Raw genomic sequence first — 15592 nt, forward strand, 5'->3', positions numbered from 1 at the left:
CGATGAATACTCCCGACGTGCCGTCGTTGCTGCCGCGACCGGTTCACCTGCAGCTGGGAACCGGGTCGGTGACGCTCGATGCCGGCTCTCGGATTCTCGCGGCTGCTGGCACCGAACCGGCCGCCTACCTGCTCCGCGAGCAGCTTGCGGGCACCGGGCTGGCCCTGCCGGTGCTGCCCAGATCGACGCCGATGCTCGCCTACGCCGAGCCCGCCACCAGCGTCGCGCTGACGCTGGACCCGGCGCTGGGCTCCGAGGCGTTCGTGCTGAACGCCCACGACGACCAGATCAGCATCATCGGCGGAGATCGGGCCGGGCTCGGCTACGGCGGGCAGGCGCTGCGACAGTTGCTGTCTCCCGGGGTGTACCGGCGGGCCGCAACGCGGGGCGGTCCGTGGACGCTGCCGTCGGTGAGCATCGCCGACCGACCCCGCTTCCGGTGGCGGGGCGTGATGCTCGACGTGGTGCGGCATTTCATGCCGAAGCACGATCTGCTGCGCTTCGTCGACCTGCTCGCCGTGCACCGGTTCAACCGGCTGCAGTTGCACCTCACCGACGACCAGGGCTGGCGGGTGCAGATTCGCCGCTACCCGCGGTTGACCGAGATCGGTGGCTGGCGCACCGAGAGCCAGCTGGGCTCGGGTCCGGCGGCGCACGGCGACGGCCGCCCGCACGGCGGCTACTACACCCAGGACGACATCCGCGAGATCGTCGACTACGCCGCCGCGCGTGGCATCACCGTCATCCCGGAAGTGGAGCTGCCCGGGCACGTGCAGGCGGCCATCGCGGCCTATCCGGAGCTCGGCGTCACCGGCGCGCAGTTGCCGGTGTGGACCCGCTGGGGCGTCAACGTGAACGTGCTGAACGCCGAAGACAGCACCGTGCAGTTCTTCCGGAACGTGCTGGACGAGATCATCCACCTGTTTCCCAGCGAGGTGATCGGCATCGGCGGGGACGAATGCCCGCGCGAGCAGTGGCGCGCCGACCCGCGCACCCAGCAGCTGATGGCCGAACGCGGGCTGACCACCGAGTCGCAGGTGCAGAGTTGGTTCCTGGCAGAGATTTCCGAGCACCTGGCCACCCGCGGCCGCCGGGTGCTGGCGTGGGACGAGATGCTCGCCGGCGAGGTGCCGGCCGATGCGACGATCTTGGGCTGGCGCGGCTCGGCGGGTATCGGCGCCGCGACCGATCGTGGGCTTGCCGTGGTCAGTTGTCCGGATCACTCGGCTTACCTCGACTACCGACAGTCCGACGGCCCGGACGAACCCATCCCGGTGTCGATGGTGCTGACCCTGGAAGATGTCTACCGATTCGACCCGGTCGCGCCGGTTCTGAGCCCCGCTCAGGCGGCCCTGATCCAGGGCGGCCAGGCCAACATCTGGGCCGAACACATGGATTCGGCCAGGGTGGTCGACTTCTACGCGTTCCCGCGGTTGTGCGCCATGGCCGAAGTGTTGTGGAGCGACGAAACCCGTGATCTGCCAGCGTTTATGGACCGGCTGCGGCACCACCTGCGGAGGCTGGATGCGCTCGGCGTCGAGTACCGGCCACTGGCCGGGCCGCTGCCGTGGCAGCGCCGCCCCGGCGTCCCAGGGCGCCCGCTCACCAGGCAGCAGCGCGCCGACGAGGTCACCCAGCTGGTCGCCGAGATCGGCGTCGGCTGAACCGAAACCGCTGCCGACAGTCCCGTCAGGTACGACGATGAGGGCATGAACAGGTTCAGGGGCGCCCTGGTGACGCTGCTGGCGGCCGGAACTCTTGCCGGCTGCGCCAGCACCGTTTCCGGTCAGGCACAGCCGGCCGGCGCGGCCGTTGAACAAAGCGGCGGCAGCACAGGCAGCCTCGGGGGCGCGACCGAGGATGCCGAAAGGTCGGGCGGTAACGCGCCGAATGCAGCGCCCGGCACCGGCGTTGCCACCGACGGCGCCTCGCTGATCGCCAAGCTGGACGCCGGCATGCGGGATGTCACCTCACTGAAGGGCGAGCTGACGATGCAGGTGGCCGGGCAGTCCATCAACGCCACGATGGAGGAGACCGTCGAGAACGCCAAGGTCAAAGACGCCAAGATGACCATGGACTTCTCCGGCATGAACATGGAACTGCTGCTGGTCGACGGCAAGACCTACCTTGGCGGTGATCCGTCGTTGCTGTCGGGGATGGGCGTCAAGCAAACCGGCAAGAAATATGCGCTGGTGTCGGAAGATTCCGCCAACCCGCAACTCGCCGCGATGGCGACCCAGCTGAAGAGATCGCTGCAGCAGTCCGGCCCTGACGGCTACAAGGCGTTCGCCGCATCAACCACGTCGGTCAAGGCCGGCGCTGGACAGACCGTGAACGGGGTACCGACCACCGGGTACGACCTTGTCATCGACGTCGCCAAGCTCGCCGAGCAGATGCCGAACAGCGAGCTGAGCAGCGCCGGCGCGATCGGCCTCGACACCATCCCGGTGAGCCTGTGGCTGGACGAGCAGAACCGCCCGGTCAAGATGGTCGAAAAGGTTGAGGCCGGCGGCATGTCGGCGAGTGTCGAGTTCACCGTTGGCGGCTACAACGAGCCGGTGCGGATCACGGCTCCGGATCCGTCCGAGGTGGCCACCGGCGGGTGAACCCAGCCGCGGCGGCTGATGGTCGACAGGACGGTGCTGCGGGTGCGGGAAAGCTGGCGGCGCAAGAGGTTTCGGTTCGCCGACCTGAAAGACCAGCGATGGATCGTGCGGGGCGACGGCCATCCGTCAAGCGGGTGCCCGCCCACAGCATTGAACCCCTGGCGCCGGGTCGGCGTCCGTTGACGCCGGCCGCGACCCAACTCAGCGACCATCTGGCACGAGCCGCCGCCGCTCGCGGCCGATCGCACCGGATCTTGCCGTCCCCTTGGTGCACTATTAGTTGGTGTGGCAACGATTGGTGTACTCTTGAGTGCATGAAGCCAGCCGAGTCTGCGAACACCGTCAAGGGCGGCAACCGTGCATCGACCGATCCGCTGTCGCTGGACGAACAGGTCTGTTTCGCGCTGGTGGTGGCGACCCGGGGCCTGCTGAACGTCTATCGCCCGATCCTGCGGCCGCTGGGGCTGACCCATCCGCAGTACCTGGTGATGCTGGTGTTGTGGGATGCCGCCAGCAGCGGCGAGATCGCCGTCACCGGAAGGCATTTGGTGCGCACCCTCGGGCTGGACGCCGGAACCCTCTCGCCGCTGTTGAAGCGGTTGGAGTCGGCCGGCCTGATCCGTCGCTCGCGCGACGCCAACGACGAGCGGCAGCTCGCCATCAGCCTCACCCGGGAGGGCCTGGCGCTGCGCGAGCGGGCCTTGGCGGTGCCGCCCGCGGTGGTCGAAGAGCTGGGCATGAGCGAGGCGGAACTCACCCAGCTGCGCCGCACCCTGCACCGGCTGATCGCCGCGACCGCCACCGCCGATCAGAACGGAACCGGCCAGCACGGAACGGGCCAGCCCGGAACCGGCCGGAACAGCGCCGGCCACAACGGATCCGGTCCGAACGGGCCGGGCCACAACGCGGCCGGCCGTTCGTCGGCGCCGGCTGGCCAGGAGCTGCCGGCGGGAACGCTGGCCTCGGCGAGGAGCTCACGGTGATGACCACTCCGGACACCCCGAGGTCGCAGGGCCGAACCCCTGCCGCGGCAACGGGTTCGGACATCGACCCGCAGCGCACCAGGTCGATGACCGACGAGAACGACCTCAGGCACGGCCACATGCGCCCGGGCCGCGCAGTGCTGATCACCGTGCTCTGCGGACTGATCACGGGGGCGTTGTGTCTCGGCGTCAACGCCATGTTCGGCTCGCCCATCGATTGGTTCTGGCTGGCCGGTGCCGCGGTGTACGTCACGGTGTTGATCGGTGCGTTCCTGTGGATCCGGCTGGCCAGGGAGGCCTGAGCGGCAGCTGCGGCTGAGCAGTGCGGGCGGCCGGGCTCAGCCGCCCGACTCCGGGTCGGCCGGCTGACCGGCTGGCTGCTTCTTGGCTTTGCCGGCACCGTCAGAGACGTTGCCGCGCTTGGTCTTCTTGGATTTCTGGCCGCGCTTGGCCGAGCTGTCCGGCATGGTCGCGGCGGTCACTCCGGCGGCCTGCAGCGCCGCTGTCAGCTCCGCAAGGTCGGAGCGCAGCCGTTCCACCTCACCGCGCAGGTAGTCGCGGGTGGCGACCTCGCTCATGTTCATGCGCAGTGACGCCAACTCGCGGGCAAGGTACTCGGTGTCCGCCTTGGTCTGTGCGGCGCGGCGGCGGTCCTCCTCCAGCGACAACCGGTCGCGGTCGTCCTGCCTGTTCTGTGCCAACAGGATCAGCGGCGCCGCGTACGACGCCTGCAGCGACAGCAGCAGCGTCAGGAAGGTGAAGGTGTACGGGTCCCAGCGCGCCGACGCCGGGGCCAGGGTGTTCCACAGCAGCCACAACGCGATGAAGATGGTCATCTGCACCAGGAAGCTCGAGGTGCCAAGGTAGCGCGCGAAACTCTCGCTCCAGGCGCCGAACGCCTCGCGGTCGATGCGCATCCGGCTGATCAACGAGGCACGCACCTGCGGTTCGCTGAGACTGTTCCGGCTGGACGGTGTTGTCATGGTGCCTCCCTTGGTGCGCGCCGGCATTCCCCCGCGGTGCCAGATGTGCTGCGGTGCCAGATTTTTGCTGGATGCTGTTCGGTGCTTGATCGTGCCGGTGCCGGCCGGCTCGCTGGCGAGCGGTTGTCAGCTGACGTGTTGGCCGAGGCCGGTCGGATCCTCGGCGACCATGTCACCAAGACCCTGGTCGCGCCAGTTGTCCGGCAGCAGGTGATCGAGCACGTCGTCGACGGTGACGGCACCAAGCAGATGTTCATCGTCGTCCACCACCGGTGCGCACACCAAGTTGTAGGTGGCGAAGAAGCGGGTGACCTCCGGCAGCGAGGCGTCGGGGGAGAGCTTGGCCATGTCGGTGTCGAGCACACCGGCGACGAGTTCGAACGGTGGCTCCCGCAGCAGCCGCTGGGTGTGCACCGAGCCCAGGTACCGCCCGGTCGGGGTGGCCTGCGGCGGCCGCACCACGAAGATCATCGAGCTGAGCGCGGGGGTGTGCTCGGGCACCCGCACTCTGGCCAGCGCGTCCGCGACGGTGGCGTCCGGGGTGAGGATGATCGGCTCCGGCGTCATCAGGCCACCGGCGGTGTTCGACGAGTACTGCAGCAGCCGGCGCACCCCCTCCGACTCCTCCGGCTCCATGAGCTCAAGCAGCCGCGCCCGTACCCCTGGGTTCAGCTCGCCGAGCAGGTCGGCGGCGTCGTCGGGGTCCATCGCCTCGAGGATGTCGGCGGCCCGGTTCTCGTCCAGATGCCCGAGGATTTCCTTCTGGTCGTCGTCCGGCAGCTCCCCGAGCAACTCGGCGAGCCGGTCGTCCGGCAAGGCGTCGGCGAGTTCGTTGCGGGCCTTGGGCGGCATCTCCCGCAGCACCGATGCGGCGTCCGCCGCCTTCAGCCCCTCGAAGCTGAGCAGCACCTGCTGAGTGCTGGAGATGGTGGCCCCGAGCAGGTCGGTGATCGCGGTGCCACGCACGTCGTTCCAGCCCAGCACCTGGATCGGCGCGCGACGTCCAAGCCGGCTGCCGCGCTCGCGCACGGCCAACCTGGTGATGTCCCAATCGCGGGTGCGGCTCTGTTCGATGGCGGCGTCGGCGACGTGCGCCGCCGCCTGGGTGGTGGCCACCCGCACCGCGGCGCCGATCAGCTGACCGACCACCAGGATCTCGGTGGGCCGCAGCTCGAACGTCCGCATCGACACCTGCCCGGTGGCCAGCGTCACCGAGGTCGACTCGATGGCGGCGACCCGCAGCATCGGCACGAAGATGGGGCGCCGGTTGGGCAGCTCGACGACGATGCCGAGCACCCGCGGCGGCTGCCGATCCAGCCGCAGCGCCGCGACGACGTCGCGAACCTTGCCGATCGACTCGCCGCTGGGGCCGTAGACGCCGAGGCCGACCAGCCGGGCGACGAAGATACGAGAGTTGGCTGCCACGCAGTCAGTATGGCGCCAGCCGTCGGGTGTTCCTGACTGCCTTCATAGTGACCGCACATGCCCGGCACGTAGGGTGACCCATTGGCGTCACCGGGGCCAGGGCTCTGGTGATGTTCGTTGCTGATCGGGTTTGCCGTGCTAGCCGGCCACATCGGGCCGACCGACCGTCGAAGGAATGCGTTCTCCATGCGTCTGCGCGCCGTCATCGCCGCTGCCACTGCCGGCACCCTGCTGTTCATCGCCGGCTGCGGATCGGGGGGATCCGAGGCCAGCACCACGTCCACCACGCCCACCGGTACTGCCGGCGGCAGCCAGGGCGCCGACAACGCTGCCGGCAGTTCGGCAGCACCGCCGACGATCGCCAGCGGCTCGGTGCCGACGGAGCAGAGTTCGGCGGCGCCGTCGTCCGATCCCGGCACCACCTTCGGCCCCGAGGTGCCGCCCGCGACGGCGGTGGCCAAGGCGGTGCCGGCCGCCGACCTGCCCACCGCGTCCGGCAAGTTCGGCGAGAAGCCGACCCTGACCTTCCCCGAGGGCAAGAACCCGCCGCCCAGCCTGCAGCGGCAGATTCTCAGCGAGGGCGACGGCCCGGCGGTGAAGTCCGGTGACGTGCTGGTGACCAACTACCTCGGCCAGATCTGGGGCGGCAAGGTCTTCGACAACTCCTACGACCGCAAGGCCGGGGCCGCGTTCCCGATCGGCGTCGGCGGCGTGGTGAGCGGGTGGGACGTCGGTCTGGTCGGCGTGAAGGTCGGCTCAAGGGTGATGCTCAGCCTGCCGCCGGCCGACGGGTACAAGGCGAAGGGCAACCCGCAGGCCGGCATCAAGGGCACGGACACGCTGGTGTTCGTCATTGACATCAAGGAAGCGCTGCCGCCAGCCACCGGCGGCCAGGCCGACGCGAAACCCGTTGCGGCGCAGGCGAACACCCCGACGGTGAAGGGTGAGCTCGGCAAGGCGCCGACCGGCGTGACCATTCCCAAGGGCGTCCCGGAGCCCACCGCGTCGCAGGCCTATGTGATCGCCAACGGGACCGGCCCCAAGGTCGCCGACAACGATCAGCTGCTGGTGCAGTACGCGGCGTTCGACTGGGCCGGCAAGCCGCAGGGCGCCACCTGGCCGTCCGATTCGCCGCAGATGATGGGCCAGGGAGCCACCGGCCCGAGCCAGGTGCAGGTGTCGGCGCAGTCGCCGTTCGCCAAGCTCGCCGGTGTCCCGGTGGGCAGCCGGGTGATCATCACCATCCCGGCCTCCCAGGGTGACGGCCAGACCCAGCAGCCCTCGCCGGCGTTGGCCGTTGTGGTGGACATCGTCCGCAAGCTGAACTGACCGCGGCCGGTCGCCACGTCTCGGCTGGTGGCGGCTGGTTCTGGCGGTGGCGGGTTGGTGCTGTTGCGTGCGGTCGGGTGAACTTTTGCGGCGGTCGGCGCGACTAGCTGGTGGGACGCCGTTCGCGAGCGGGCCGCCGGTGGCTCCCGCGACTCGCGGAATTCTCACAATGCGTTGATTCAATCGGTGTGGGGAACGCGGCGACCAGCTCGTTCGCCGCGCTGCGCCGCACCCAGCGCATGCCGACCAGCACCAGCCGACAACATGCGGCCGAGAACGAGGAGTACACCGTGGCCAAGGGTTCTGACCCGAAGCGACCGGGGGCGCAGGCGTCGTCCGGAACCCGCCCACCGCGACCGTCCAACAACGGCCCGAAGGTGCCCAACCGATCGGGTGCCGGACGCCAGTCGGTGGCCGCAGCCCGGCGCAGCTCCGCCGGCTCCAACCGCACCCAGCTGATCATCGGCGGAGTGGCGATCGTGGTGATCGCGGCGATCGTGGTGGTCGGCCTGGTGCTGAACAAGAAGAACACTGCGGTGCAGGGCGACCCGAACTACGTGGCGACGAAGGCGACGGCCACCGTGCAGGACGGTGCGATCCTGCTGAAGGCCGGTAACCCGGCCAAGACCATCGACCTGTACGAGGACGCGATGTGCCCGATCTGCGGGCAGTTCGAGGAGCAGTACGGCAAGCAACTTGCCCAGCAGGTCGACGATGGCAACATAGCCGTTCGGTTGCAGATGCTGCACTTCTTGAACCGCGCCTCCAGCAGCGGCGACTACTCGCAACGCGCCGCCGGTGCGCTGCTCGCAGTGGCCACCGAGGCCGGGGACCAGCCCGGCCTGGTACTGAAGTACCACTCGGCGATCTTCAGCCCCGACTTCCAGCCGCAGGAGGGCAGCGGTAACAAGACCAACCAGGAGCTGGCCGACCTGGCGCAGCAGACCGGTGTGCCCGCCGCGACCGTGAAGAGCATCGCCGACGGCAAGTACGTGCAGCAGGCCGCCGACTCGGCGAAGAAGGCGGAGGACGACCTGTCCGCCAAGTTCGGCCAGAACTGGGGCACGCCGATGGTCCTCGACGGTGGCGCTCCGGTGAACACTCAACAGACCGACTGGCTCACCAAGCTCATCGGCTGAGCGCTCGCTCGGGCGCCCGACCAGCCGATTTGGGCCTGCGGTTCCGCGGTTGGTAGAGTTCTCCGAGCAGCATGGGGCTGTGGCGCAGCTGGTAGCGCACCACACTGGCAGTGTGGGGGTCAGGGGTTCGAGTCCCCTCAGCTCCACCAACGCATCAGGGACCGGACACGCTTTTCGTCCGGTCCCTGATGCGTTTATTGGGCTCAGCGACTCGAAGTGGGCCCACATAGCTGAGCGGTAGCGAGGCTATGGGGATCCCCTCAGCTCCACCAACGCATCAGGGACCGGACACGCTTTTCGTCCGGTCCCTGATGCGTTTATTGGGCTCAGCGACTCGAAGTGGGCCCACATAGCTGAGCGGTAGCGAGGCTATGGGGAGATCCCCTCAGCTCCACCATTTGGTCGAAGTTCCAACCCTGCCCCCGTGATCGGTGGGCAGGGTTGCTTCGTTGTTGAGGTCGATGTCGGGGTGGAGCTGGCCGGTGCGCTGCCAGAACTCGGCGTGGAGTCGGTTGGTCGGGTCGAGGATGGTTTCGTAGATGCCGGTGAACTCCGAGGTCACGTCGAGGTGCTCGGTGAGGGTGATCTTGGTGAAGAATGCCAACATCGCGCTCGACGCGATCCGCACCCGCCGCGGGTTGAAGTGGGGCGTGCCCGCCATGCTGCTCGCCCTCCCGTACCTGCTCGCCGCGAGCATCTGCACCAGCCTGATCGCAGACGGCGGCCCCGGTTGGCTCAACCTCATCGTCCTTTGGGGCGTGTGGAACGCGATCAAGTTCATCATCATGGGGCCGGTCAGCCTCGTGCTCCTGGTTCGCGTTCGCGTCCGCGAGGCCGTCGCGCGGCGTCGCGGACGTACCAAGCAGGCGACTGCCGACGAGTCGGCTGATGCGCTTGACTTGCTGGTCGGCGCGTCGCAGTAGGTGCGAGATGTCTGCCTCACCTCACCGTCGATGCGAGGCTCCCGGCTCAGTATTGGGGAGCGCGAAGTCATGGCTTCGTTCTCAACCTCGGACGCCCTCGACTTGGCGCTGGGGCGCCGCCTCGCACTTTCGTCTGCTGGGCAACGGCACTCAGATCGATACTCCGATACTGGCTGATGTGGCGCGCCAAGGCATCCGAATCGAGTGGTTGCTCACAGATCAGCGCTGCCAGCAGTTCGTTGGCGCTCGACGCGCCGGTCAGTTCAGGCGACCTTCCTGCGAGGTCGACTAGCAGTCTCAACCGATCGTCAACCTCGGTCGGCCACTCGATGCTGGTCCTGCGTTTCCGTGCGGGCACGTGGGTCTTCGCTCCTGACATCGCCTTGGCGAATTATATATATCCACGGTAAGTTGAAGCGAGAGAAGCTGCAAGTGCTGGGACGAGGAGGAACTCAGGATGGTGCGGAGCTCGGTTCGCTCGTGGAGCCAGCCATGGGCGGTGGCCGAGTTGTTCGCCGGTGTGGGGTCGGTGGCCGAAGGGTTCCGAGCGGGAGCGGGCTTCGACATCGCGTACTTGAACGACGTCGATCCCGCCGCCCGCGATACGTACCAGGAGAACTACGGCACGGACGTGCCGTACGACCTGATTGACGTCCAGGATGTGACTGCCGACGACATCCGCGAGCGGTCCGGTGACCGACCTATCGCCGGACTGCTCGGCTGTCCGCCGTGCCAAGGCTGGTCGACGGCCGGACCCCGCAAGCAGGATGATGCGCGCAACGCGCTCCTCGGCGACTTCTTCCGGCTGGTGACCGACCTGCGCCCACTGTTCTTCGTGATGGAGAACGTGCCCGCTGTGTCAGACCGCGCAGAGCTTGCCGCAGCACTCAGTGCCCTGTCGCCGCACTACCAAACTTGGGCGGGCGTCCTGAACGCCGCCTCCTACGGCCTGCCGCAGTCTCGCCAGCGCACGCTAGTGATCGGGTACGACGTGCGCACCGGAGTTCAGCCGACCCCGCCCCCACCGACCCATGCTGGCACTCGGAGGGTCTGGGACTACCGGAGCGAGAAGCTCGTCAAGCCATCCGTGGAGACGATCGACACCATTCTTGGCGCGGCTCCCAGGATCGGCTCGGCCGCCTCCTCTGCCTACTTGATGGCAGACCACTACGAAGTGGGAACCGAGAAACTCAAGGACTTCGTCACAGTGGGCGAGGCTCTCCGGGACCTAGACCCCGAGTCGGGAATGCAAGCGTCCGACTACGCGCGCCGTCTCGGGGGCGGTTGGTTCCCGCCCGAGAACCACAAGTCGTGGCGTCATGGCCCAGACCTTGTGGCTCGGTTGGCTCGGGTGCCGGAGGGACGTCGCCCGCCGGCCGACGTGACATCGGGGAAGCGGTACTACTCCCAGGCGTATGCGCGTCTTCATCGGCGCGGCCTGGCGCGCACGATCACGACCAACTTCCACAACCCGGGCTCTGGCAGGTTCCTTCACTACGCCCATCCGCGATCCCTCACGGTTCGCGAGGCGGCCCGACTCCAGGGCTTCCGCGACGACTTCCGATTCATCCACCATCCGAGCTGGCAGGAGCGGCTCATCGGCAACGCTTTCCCACCCCTCTGGGCCGAGGTCATCGCGCGACACGTTCGACGGCAGCTCGGCGAGTCGCTTGCTTCGTGAGGCGCCTGATGTACTGTTAACTACATCAAGGTTACTGGTTAACGGAGGTTGAGATGTCAGAACTCGTAGTTGGCGCATCGGACGGCGACGGGGTCGTTGATGCCGAGCTGCTGCCGCCGGACGGCCAGCCGACGCTTCGTGTCCTTGGGACGGTCATCAGCGACCAGTCGTCGCCCACCTTTGAGGAGGTGCGGTTCCGGCTTCATCCGAACGCGGCGGTTAGCCCGGGAGACTTCGTCTCGATCGAGGCTCGGCGGCCCGACGCGGCGGGACGATCGTGGGTCCTTGCCCGTGTTCTGGACGTTCACGAGATCAACCCGCATGAAGACCCTCAGAGCGCCACCGTGCGGGACGTTCTGCCGTTCGACAGCGACTATGCGCACGAGGGCGAATCGACGGTCATCTATCGGATCGCTCGCACTGAGCCCGTGGAGGAACTCGCCTCGGACGGCCAGGAGGGCACCACGGAAGTCAAGACGCTCCCGCCTGCGGGTGCGATCGTGATCCGACCCTCGGCTGACCAGATCAGCGTCGCCATGGGGTTTCCATCCGACCCCGACAGCGGCATCCACATCGGGCATCTGCACAACGACGACCGGGTCCAGGTCACCCTCACCCCTGGAGCCGTCCAGCGGCACATCCTCATCGTCGGCGGCATCGGTAGCGGCAAGAGCTACACCCGCGGCGTCATCGGGGAAGAGCTGCACTGCCTCGGCGTTCCGCAGGTGAACCTCGACGTCAACGGCGAGATGGTCAACGCTGCCGTCGAACTCGGCGGCGTCAATCTCACGCCCGGCAGCGGCGGCTTTACGCTACCGCTCGGGTCGCTCACCCGCGAAGACCTCATTGACGCGGTGGCGGGGGTGAACCGCGGCACCAACATCGAGACGCTCATCGGCTACTCCTTCGATGTCCTGCGCCGCGAGATTCAGCGAGGCGCCCGGTCCGCCTTCAGCGTGGACGACCTGGTGACAGAGATCGAGACACAGGCACCGAACCTGAACATGCAGGCCGCGAACACGCTGCGCCCGGCGCAACAGCGGGTACGCGCCCTGGAACGCCTCAGGTATATCGGGCCGCGGTTCGATTGGATCAGTGCCCTCCAGCCGGGCGCGTTCGTCAACATCGACTGCCGAGGGCTCCTTCTGAGTGATCTCCGGATCATCGCGGCGGCTGTTGCCCGCGACCTCCAGGACCTCGCCCGCGAGAAGAAGATCCCGTTCACGGTGCTCTCGATCGACGAGTTCCACCTCGTCGCGCCCAGCGACGACAAGCAGGTCTCCACGCAAGTGCTGCGCGAGATTGCGCGCATCGGTCGTCACTATCGGCTCGGGCTGATCCTCACCACGCAGAGTCCAGCCGACGTTGACCGTTCCATTCTCAAGCGGCTGCTGACCCGGTTTGTCCACTCGATCGAGCCCGACCAGCTCGACTCCTTGCGGGGCATCTTCGCGGACGCACCCGCCGAGATGGTGCGCGGCCTGCCGAAGCTGCCGCAGGGCACCTGCGCGCTGACCGGTGTCGCCGAGACGGTACGTCACGCAACGATCGTTGACGTCCGCCGGCGTGTCACCCACCACGGCGGCGCTACCCCAGATGTGTGGGCGGACTTCCGGGACCGCGGCTGGACCGGCAAGCGATCACTCATCGACATCCAGAGCGCAGCCCAACGCGCGACGACGGAGCAACCCGATGACTGAGGCACGCAAGCTCGACGTCGCTGAGCGCGAGCAGGCGATCATCAAGCACCTCCGCACCGTCGATCCTGAAGCCGGAGCGACCATCGCCCACATTCACGAGAAGCTCACCTCCGAGGGTGTCGAGCTAGTCGCCGGCACCACACCTGTGCGGGACAACGTGACCGTGCAGGCTTACCACAAGCTCGTGGCGCGAATGGTCCTCGATCACCGACTGGTGGAGGTCACCGGGCAGTCGCCGGGCGCCACCCGCTACACGCTGGCGCCGACACTGCACGCCGACACTGCGGTTCGGCTGGATGATATCCGGGACGCCCTGGCGGACATGACGCCCACGGAGGCGATCGCCGAGTTGATCTACGCTCGCGAGTCGGTGAGGGGGGAGGAGCGCAAGCAACTTCTCCACCGCACCGCGCAGCAGCTACAAAAGCTCGCGCCGCGACCCTTCATCAAGGATCTGATTGTGTCCAAGGTGGCGACCTACAACGCCGACGTGGACATTTGGGAGGACCATGGTGATACCGACGACCGACACCGCAGCCGGGTCAAGAACGCTCGGATGGAGCTGGAGAACCTCTGCTACCGCTGGCTCGGGCTTAGCCACGAGTCTGTTCACGTACCACCCGCATCGTCGGTGGCGACCGGCTCGTTCAAGACGATGCGGACCGGAATCAACGAGTCACGCCTCGAAGCTGAGTTGGCAAAGCGGGTCTACGGGGAGTCATTCATCGAGCTCGTGTCATTCGAGAACCCGTCCGCACCAAAGGATTGGGCCAACGTCGTCGTAGCGGGGAGCGATGGTTCCACCTACTCCAGCGTCATGCAGATCGACACCGCTTCCAATTTCGTTGACGCCGGCGGGAGCGAGGTGGTGACGTTCAACAACTCGATGGTCTATCTCCACTTGGAGGGCGCCAACCGAGAGCAGCACCCGACACCGATGTACTCCGTGCCGATTACCAAGAGCGCCATCGACAGCCCACACAACGCCGGCATGGTCATGGCGCCGTTCATGTACCGGAACGCGGGCTTGTCCGACAGTGAGTACGAACACATGGCCAAGTGCGCCACTGACGTCGTCCAATGGCGCGCCGACGAGCGCGTGTTCCTCGGCTCCGCCCCTGCGCTCGGCGGCGACGGACGCACGCTCCCAGCGCCGCGAGTGCATCTGCGCGACGGAACCGTGACGCTCCAAGAGCGTGAACTGAACCACTACCAGCGCAACGACCCGTACGGGGAGATGGTGCGCCAGGGCGTCCGACTGTCGGAAAGCATCTTGCGGCACATGACGACGAGCCGTCAGCCGCCGATCCTGGCCGGTGCCGTCAAGAGTAGCCAGCTCAGGCTGTTCGCCACACTCATCAGCGAGTTCATCGCGCACGGCCACGCGCCCTCCGGCATTGAGCCGGTCGACCCGGGCTGGGACGCCTCGCGGGGTGCCATGCTCACCGACAACGAGATCGTGACGGCCGTGCTCAGCACGCTCGCGAAGGAGTCGACGGACGGGTTCTTCTGCACTTGCGTGATCGTGCGGCCCTTCCACGCCACCACCGACCTGCACCGCCAGTACGAGCACGAGGTCACCGACTTCTGGACCGAGCGCATCCGGCAACGCCAGAACGAGCACCTGGCGAACCCCGACTCGGACACCTACTGGGTTACGGTCGATGCGATTGAGGACGACCCCTTCGTCCGGATGTGCGAGTACGCCGATTACGCACTGTTCTACGTCGGCCACACCGCCGGCGATCCCGCGCCGCTCGCACCTCGATACGAGTTCATGGACTCGATCCGATACCGGCGCGCAGAGGAGGCAAGCTTGCGCGTTCGGCGCAACGTCGAGCTGATCGTCGCTTCCCTCCAGCACACCAAGTTCACGCCGGACCTGGACCACAACTTCCTCACCGGCAAGCGGCTCGTCAAGATCATCCCGAGAGTGATCTACACCGCCCACGAATACTGCAAGGCACTCGGCCGTCGTCTGGAAACCGAGCTCAAGTCCATGGTCGTTGCTCAACTGGTGCGCGTCGGGCGAGCCCGTCGTCCCGAAGACGTCAACGTCCGTACCTACCCCCTCGACCGCGATCAGTACCTATCACGGCAGCAAGAATCGGAACGACCGGCGATCGGTGCCGGCTCCCAAGTAGGCGACAAGTAACCCGGGCAGCCCTTCATCGAGTCCCCTTACTGCCACACCCACCCTTACCGGAGACCACATGACCGACGAACTCGCAGTCAATCTCGGTGAAGCCACGCCGCGTCGCCTGCTCGTGGACTGGGCAAACAGTCAGGACGCATGGGTGCGGCAGCTCGCCGCCGAGACGATCCTCTCGCGGCAAGTCCCGACTGCCGACCTGCTCGACTCGGTCTACGAAACCTTCCTCGCCGAGAAGGGACTCTCTGCCGCAGACATTCCAAGTGTGCCGAAGCTCGAAGTGCAGGAAGGCGAGGCGACCGCGGACGAAACCCTCGAGCTGACATCGCTAAGTAGCGTCCAAGGTGTCAATGCGCTGGCCGGTGACCAACGACTCGAGTTCGACCCCAGCCTCACGATCCTGTTCGGGCAGAACGGTTCCGGCAAGACGGGTTACTCGCGCATCATCAAGCGCATCTCGGCCGTCCGCTCACCCGAAGACATCCTTACCAACGCCCACGCAGTACACCTTGATCCGCCGCCACCGCCGTCCGCCGACCTCACTTACAGGGCTCTTCGACTTTCCGCGGGGTGGGTCGTTCATGCTGCGGTCGGTCGCTGTCGGGTGACGGCGATGTGGATCATGATGCGCCTTCGGTAGTTGGTCATGTTGCGGAACCCGCAGCCGACGC

14 protein-coding genes and 1 tRNA gene are annotated in these 15592 nt (G+C 67.2%); 12 read left to right on the forward strand and 3 right to left on the reverse strand.

The features are described from left to right. Positions 1-2: 2 nt before the first annotated feature. From HKD39_RS16550 to HKD39_RS16565, 4 genes are all read left to right on the forward strand, one after another. The gene (locus tag HKD39_RS16550; protein WP_171200975.1) at positions 3-1664 is read left to right on the forward strand and encodes a beta-N-acetylhexosaminidase; all 1662 of its coding nucleotides are present in this window, start codon (positions 3-5) and stop codon (positions 1662-1664) included. 45 nt (positions 1665-1709) lie between these two features. Continuing rightward, positions 1710-2606: an SCO4651 family lipoprotein gene (locus HKD39_RS16555; RefSeq protein ID WP_171200976.1), complete on the forward strand. Its 897-nt coding sequence runs from the start codon at positions 1710-1712 to the stop codon at positions 2604-2606. Positions 2607-2920: 314 nt separating this feature from the next. After that, positions 2921-3589, forward strand: a complete 669-nt coding sequence (locus HKD39_RS16560; protein ID WP_212754663.1) for a MarR family winged helix-turn-helix transcriptional regulator — start codon at positions 2921-2923, stop codon at positions 3587-3589. Continuing rightward, positions 3589-3891 carry a hypothetical protein gene (locus HKD39_RS16565; protein WP_171200977.1) on the forward strand — a complete coding sequence of 101 codons (303 nt, stop codon included), beginning with the start codon at positions 3589-3591 and terminating at the stop codon, positions 3889-3891. Before HKD39_RS16560 ends, HKD39_RS16565 begins: the two co-directional genes overlap by 1 nt. Before the next feature lie 36 nt (positions 3892-3927). Here the strand turns inward: HKD39_RS16565 and HKD39_RS16570 are convergent, their stop codons facing one another. Then, a complete protein-coding gene (locus HKD39_RS16570; protein ID WP_171200978.1) occupies positions 3928-4572 on the reverse strand; it encodes a DUF1003 domain-containing protein in 645 nt (214 codons plus the stop codon). Between the two features lie 126 nt (positions 4573-4698). Next, a complete protein-coding gene (locus tag HKD39_RS16575) occupies positions 4699-5997 on the reverse strand; it encodes a magnesium transporter MgtE N-terminal domain-containing protein (protein WP_171200979.1) in 1299 nt (432 codons plus the stop codon). Between the two features lie 186 nt (positions 5998-6183). Here HKD39_RS16575 and HKD39_RS16580 point away from each other — a divergent pair, with 186 nt between their 5' ends. The 3 genes from HKD39_RS16580 to HKD39_RS16590 all read left to right on the forward strand — a co-directional run bounded on the left by HKD39_RS16580 (position 6184) and on the right by HKD39_RS16590 (position 8614). Further along, positions 6184-7326, forward strand: a complete 1143-nt coding sequence (locus HKD39_RS16580) for an FKBP-type peptidyl-prolyl cis-trans isomerase (protein WP_171200980.1) — start codon at positions 6184-6186, stop codon at positions 7324-7326. 188 nt (positions 7327-7514) lie between these two features. Further along, on the forward strand, positions 7515-8465 hold the full coding sequence (locus HKD39_RS20135) for a thioredoxin domain-containing protein (RefSeq protein ID WP_171200981.1): 951 nt from the start codon (positions 7515-7517) through the stop codon (positions 8463-8465). A 73-nt stretch (positions 8466-8538) separates the two neighbouring features. After that, a tRNA-Ala gene (locus tag HKD39_RS16590) sits at positions 8539-8614 on the forward strand. A 236-nt stretch (positions 8615-8850) separates the two neighbouring features. Here the strand turns inward: HKD39_RS16590 and HKD39_RS16595 are convergent. Continuing rightward, on the reverse strand, positions 8851-9072 hold the full coding sequence (locus tag HKD39_RS16595; RefSeq protein ID WP_212754664.1) for a hypothetical protein: 222 nt from the start codon (positions 9070-9072) through the stop codon (positions 8851-8853). Here HKD39_RS16595 and HKD39_RS16600 point away from each other — a divergent pair. The 5 genes from HKD39_RS16600 (at position 9056) to HKD39_RS16620 (ending at position 15561) form a co-directional block, all read left to right on the forward strand. Beyond that, positions 9056-9388 carry a sulfate permease gene (locus HKD39_RS16600; RefSeq protein ID WP_212754665.1) on the forward strand — a complete coding sequence of 111 codons (333 nt, stop codon included), beginning with the start codon at positions 9056-9058 and terminating at the stop codon, positions 9386-9388. The genes HKD39_RS16595 and HKD39_RS16600 overlap by 17 nt on opposite strands. A 499-nt stretch (positions 9389-9887) precedes the next feature. Beyond that, the gene (locus tag HKD39_RS16605) at positions 9888-11069 is read left to right on the forward strand and encodes a DNA (cytosine-5-)-methyltransferase (RefSeq protein ID WP_171200982.1); all 1182 of its coding nucleotides are present in this window, start codon (positions 9888-9890) and stop codon (positions 11067-11069) included. A gap of 53 nt (positions 11070-11122) precedes the next feature. After that, a complete protein-coding gene (locus tag HKD39_RS16610; RefSeq protein ID WP_171200983.1) occupies positions 11123-12769 on the forward strand; it encodes a helicase HerA domain-containing protein in 1647 nt (548 codons plus the stop codon). Continuing rightward, on the forward strand, positions 12762-14924 hold the full coding sequence (locus HKD39_RS16615; RefSeq protein ID WP_171200984.1) for a hypothetical protein: 2163 nt from the start codon (positions 12762-12764) through the stop codon (positions 14922-14924). Before HKD39_RS16610 ends, HKD39_RS16615 begins: the two co-directional genes overlap by 8 nt. Positions 14925-14982: 58 nt before the next feature. Continuing rightward, positions 14983-15561, forward strand: coding sequence for an ATP-binding protein (locus HKD39_RS16620; RefSeq protein WP_171200985.1), 579 nt, complete (start codon positions 14983-14985; stop codon positions 15559-15561). Positions 15562-15592: the final 31 nt, after the last annotated feature.

This window comes from Nakamurella aerolata (genome assembly GCF_013002705.1).
Lineage (GTDB): Bacteria > Actinomycetota > Actinomycetes > Mycobacteriales > Nakamurellaceae > Nakamurella > Nakamurella aerolata.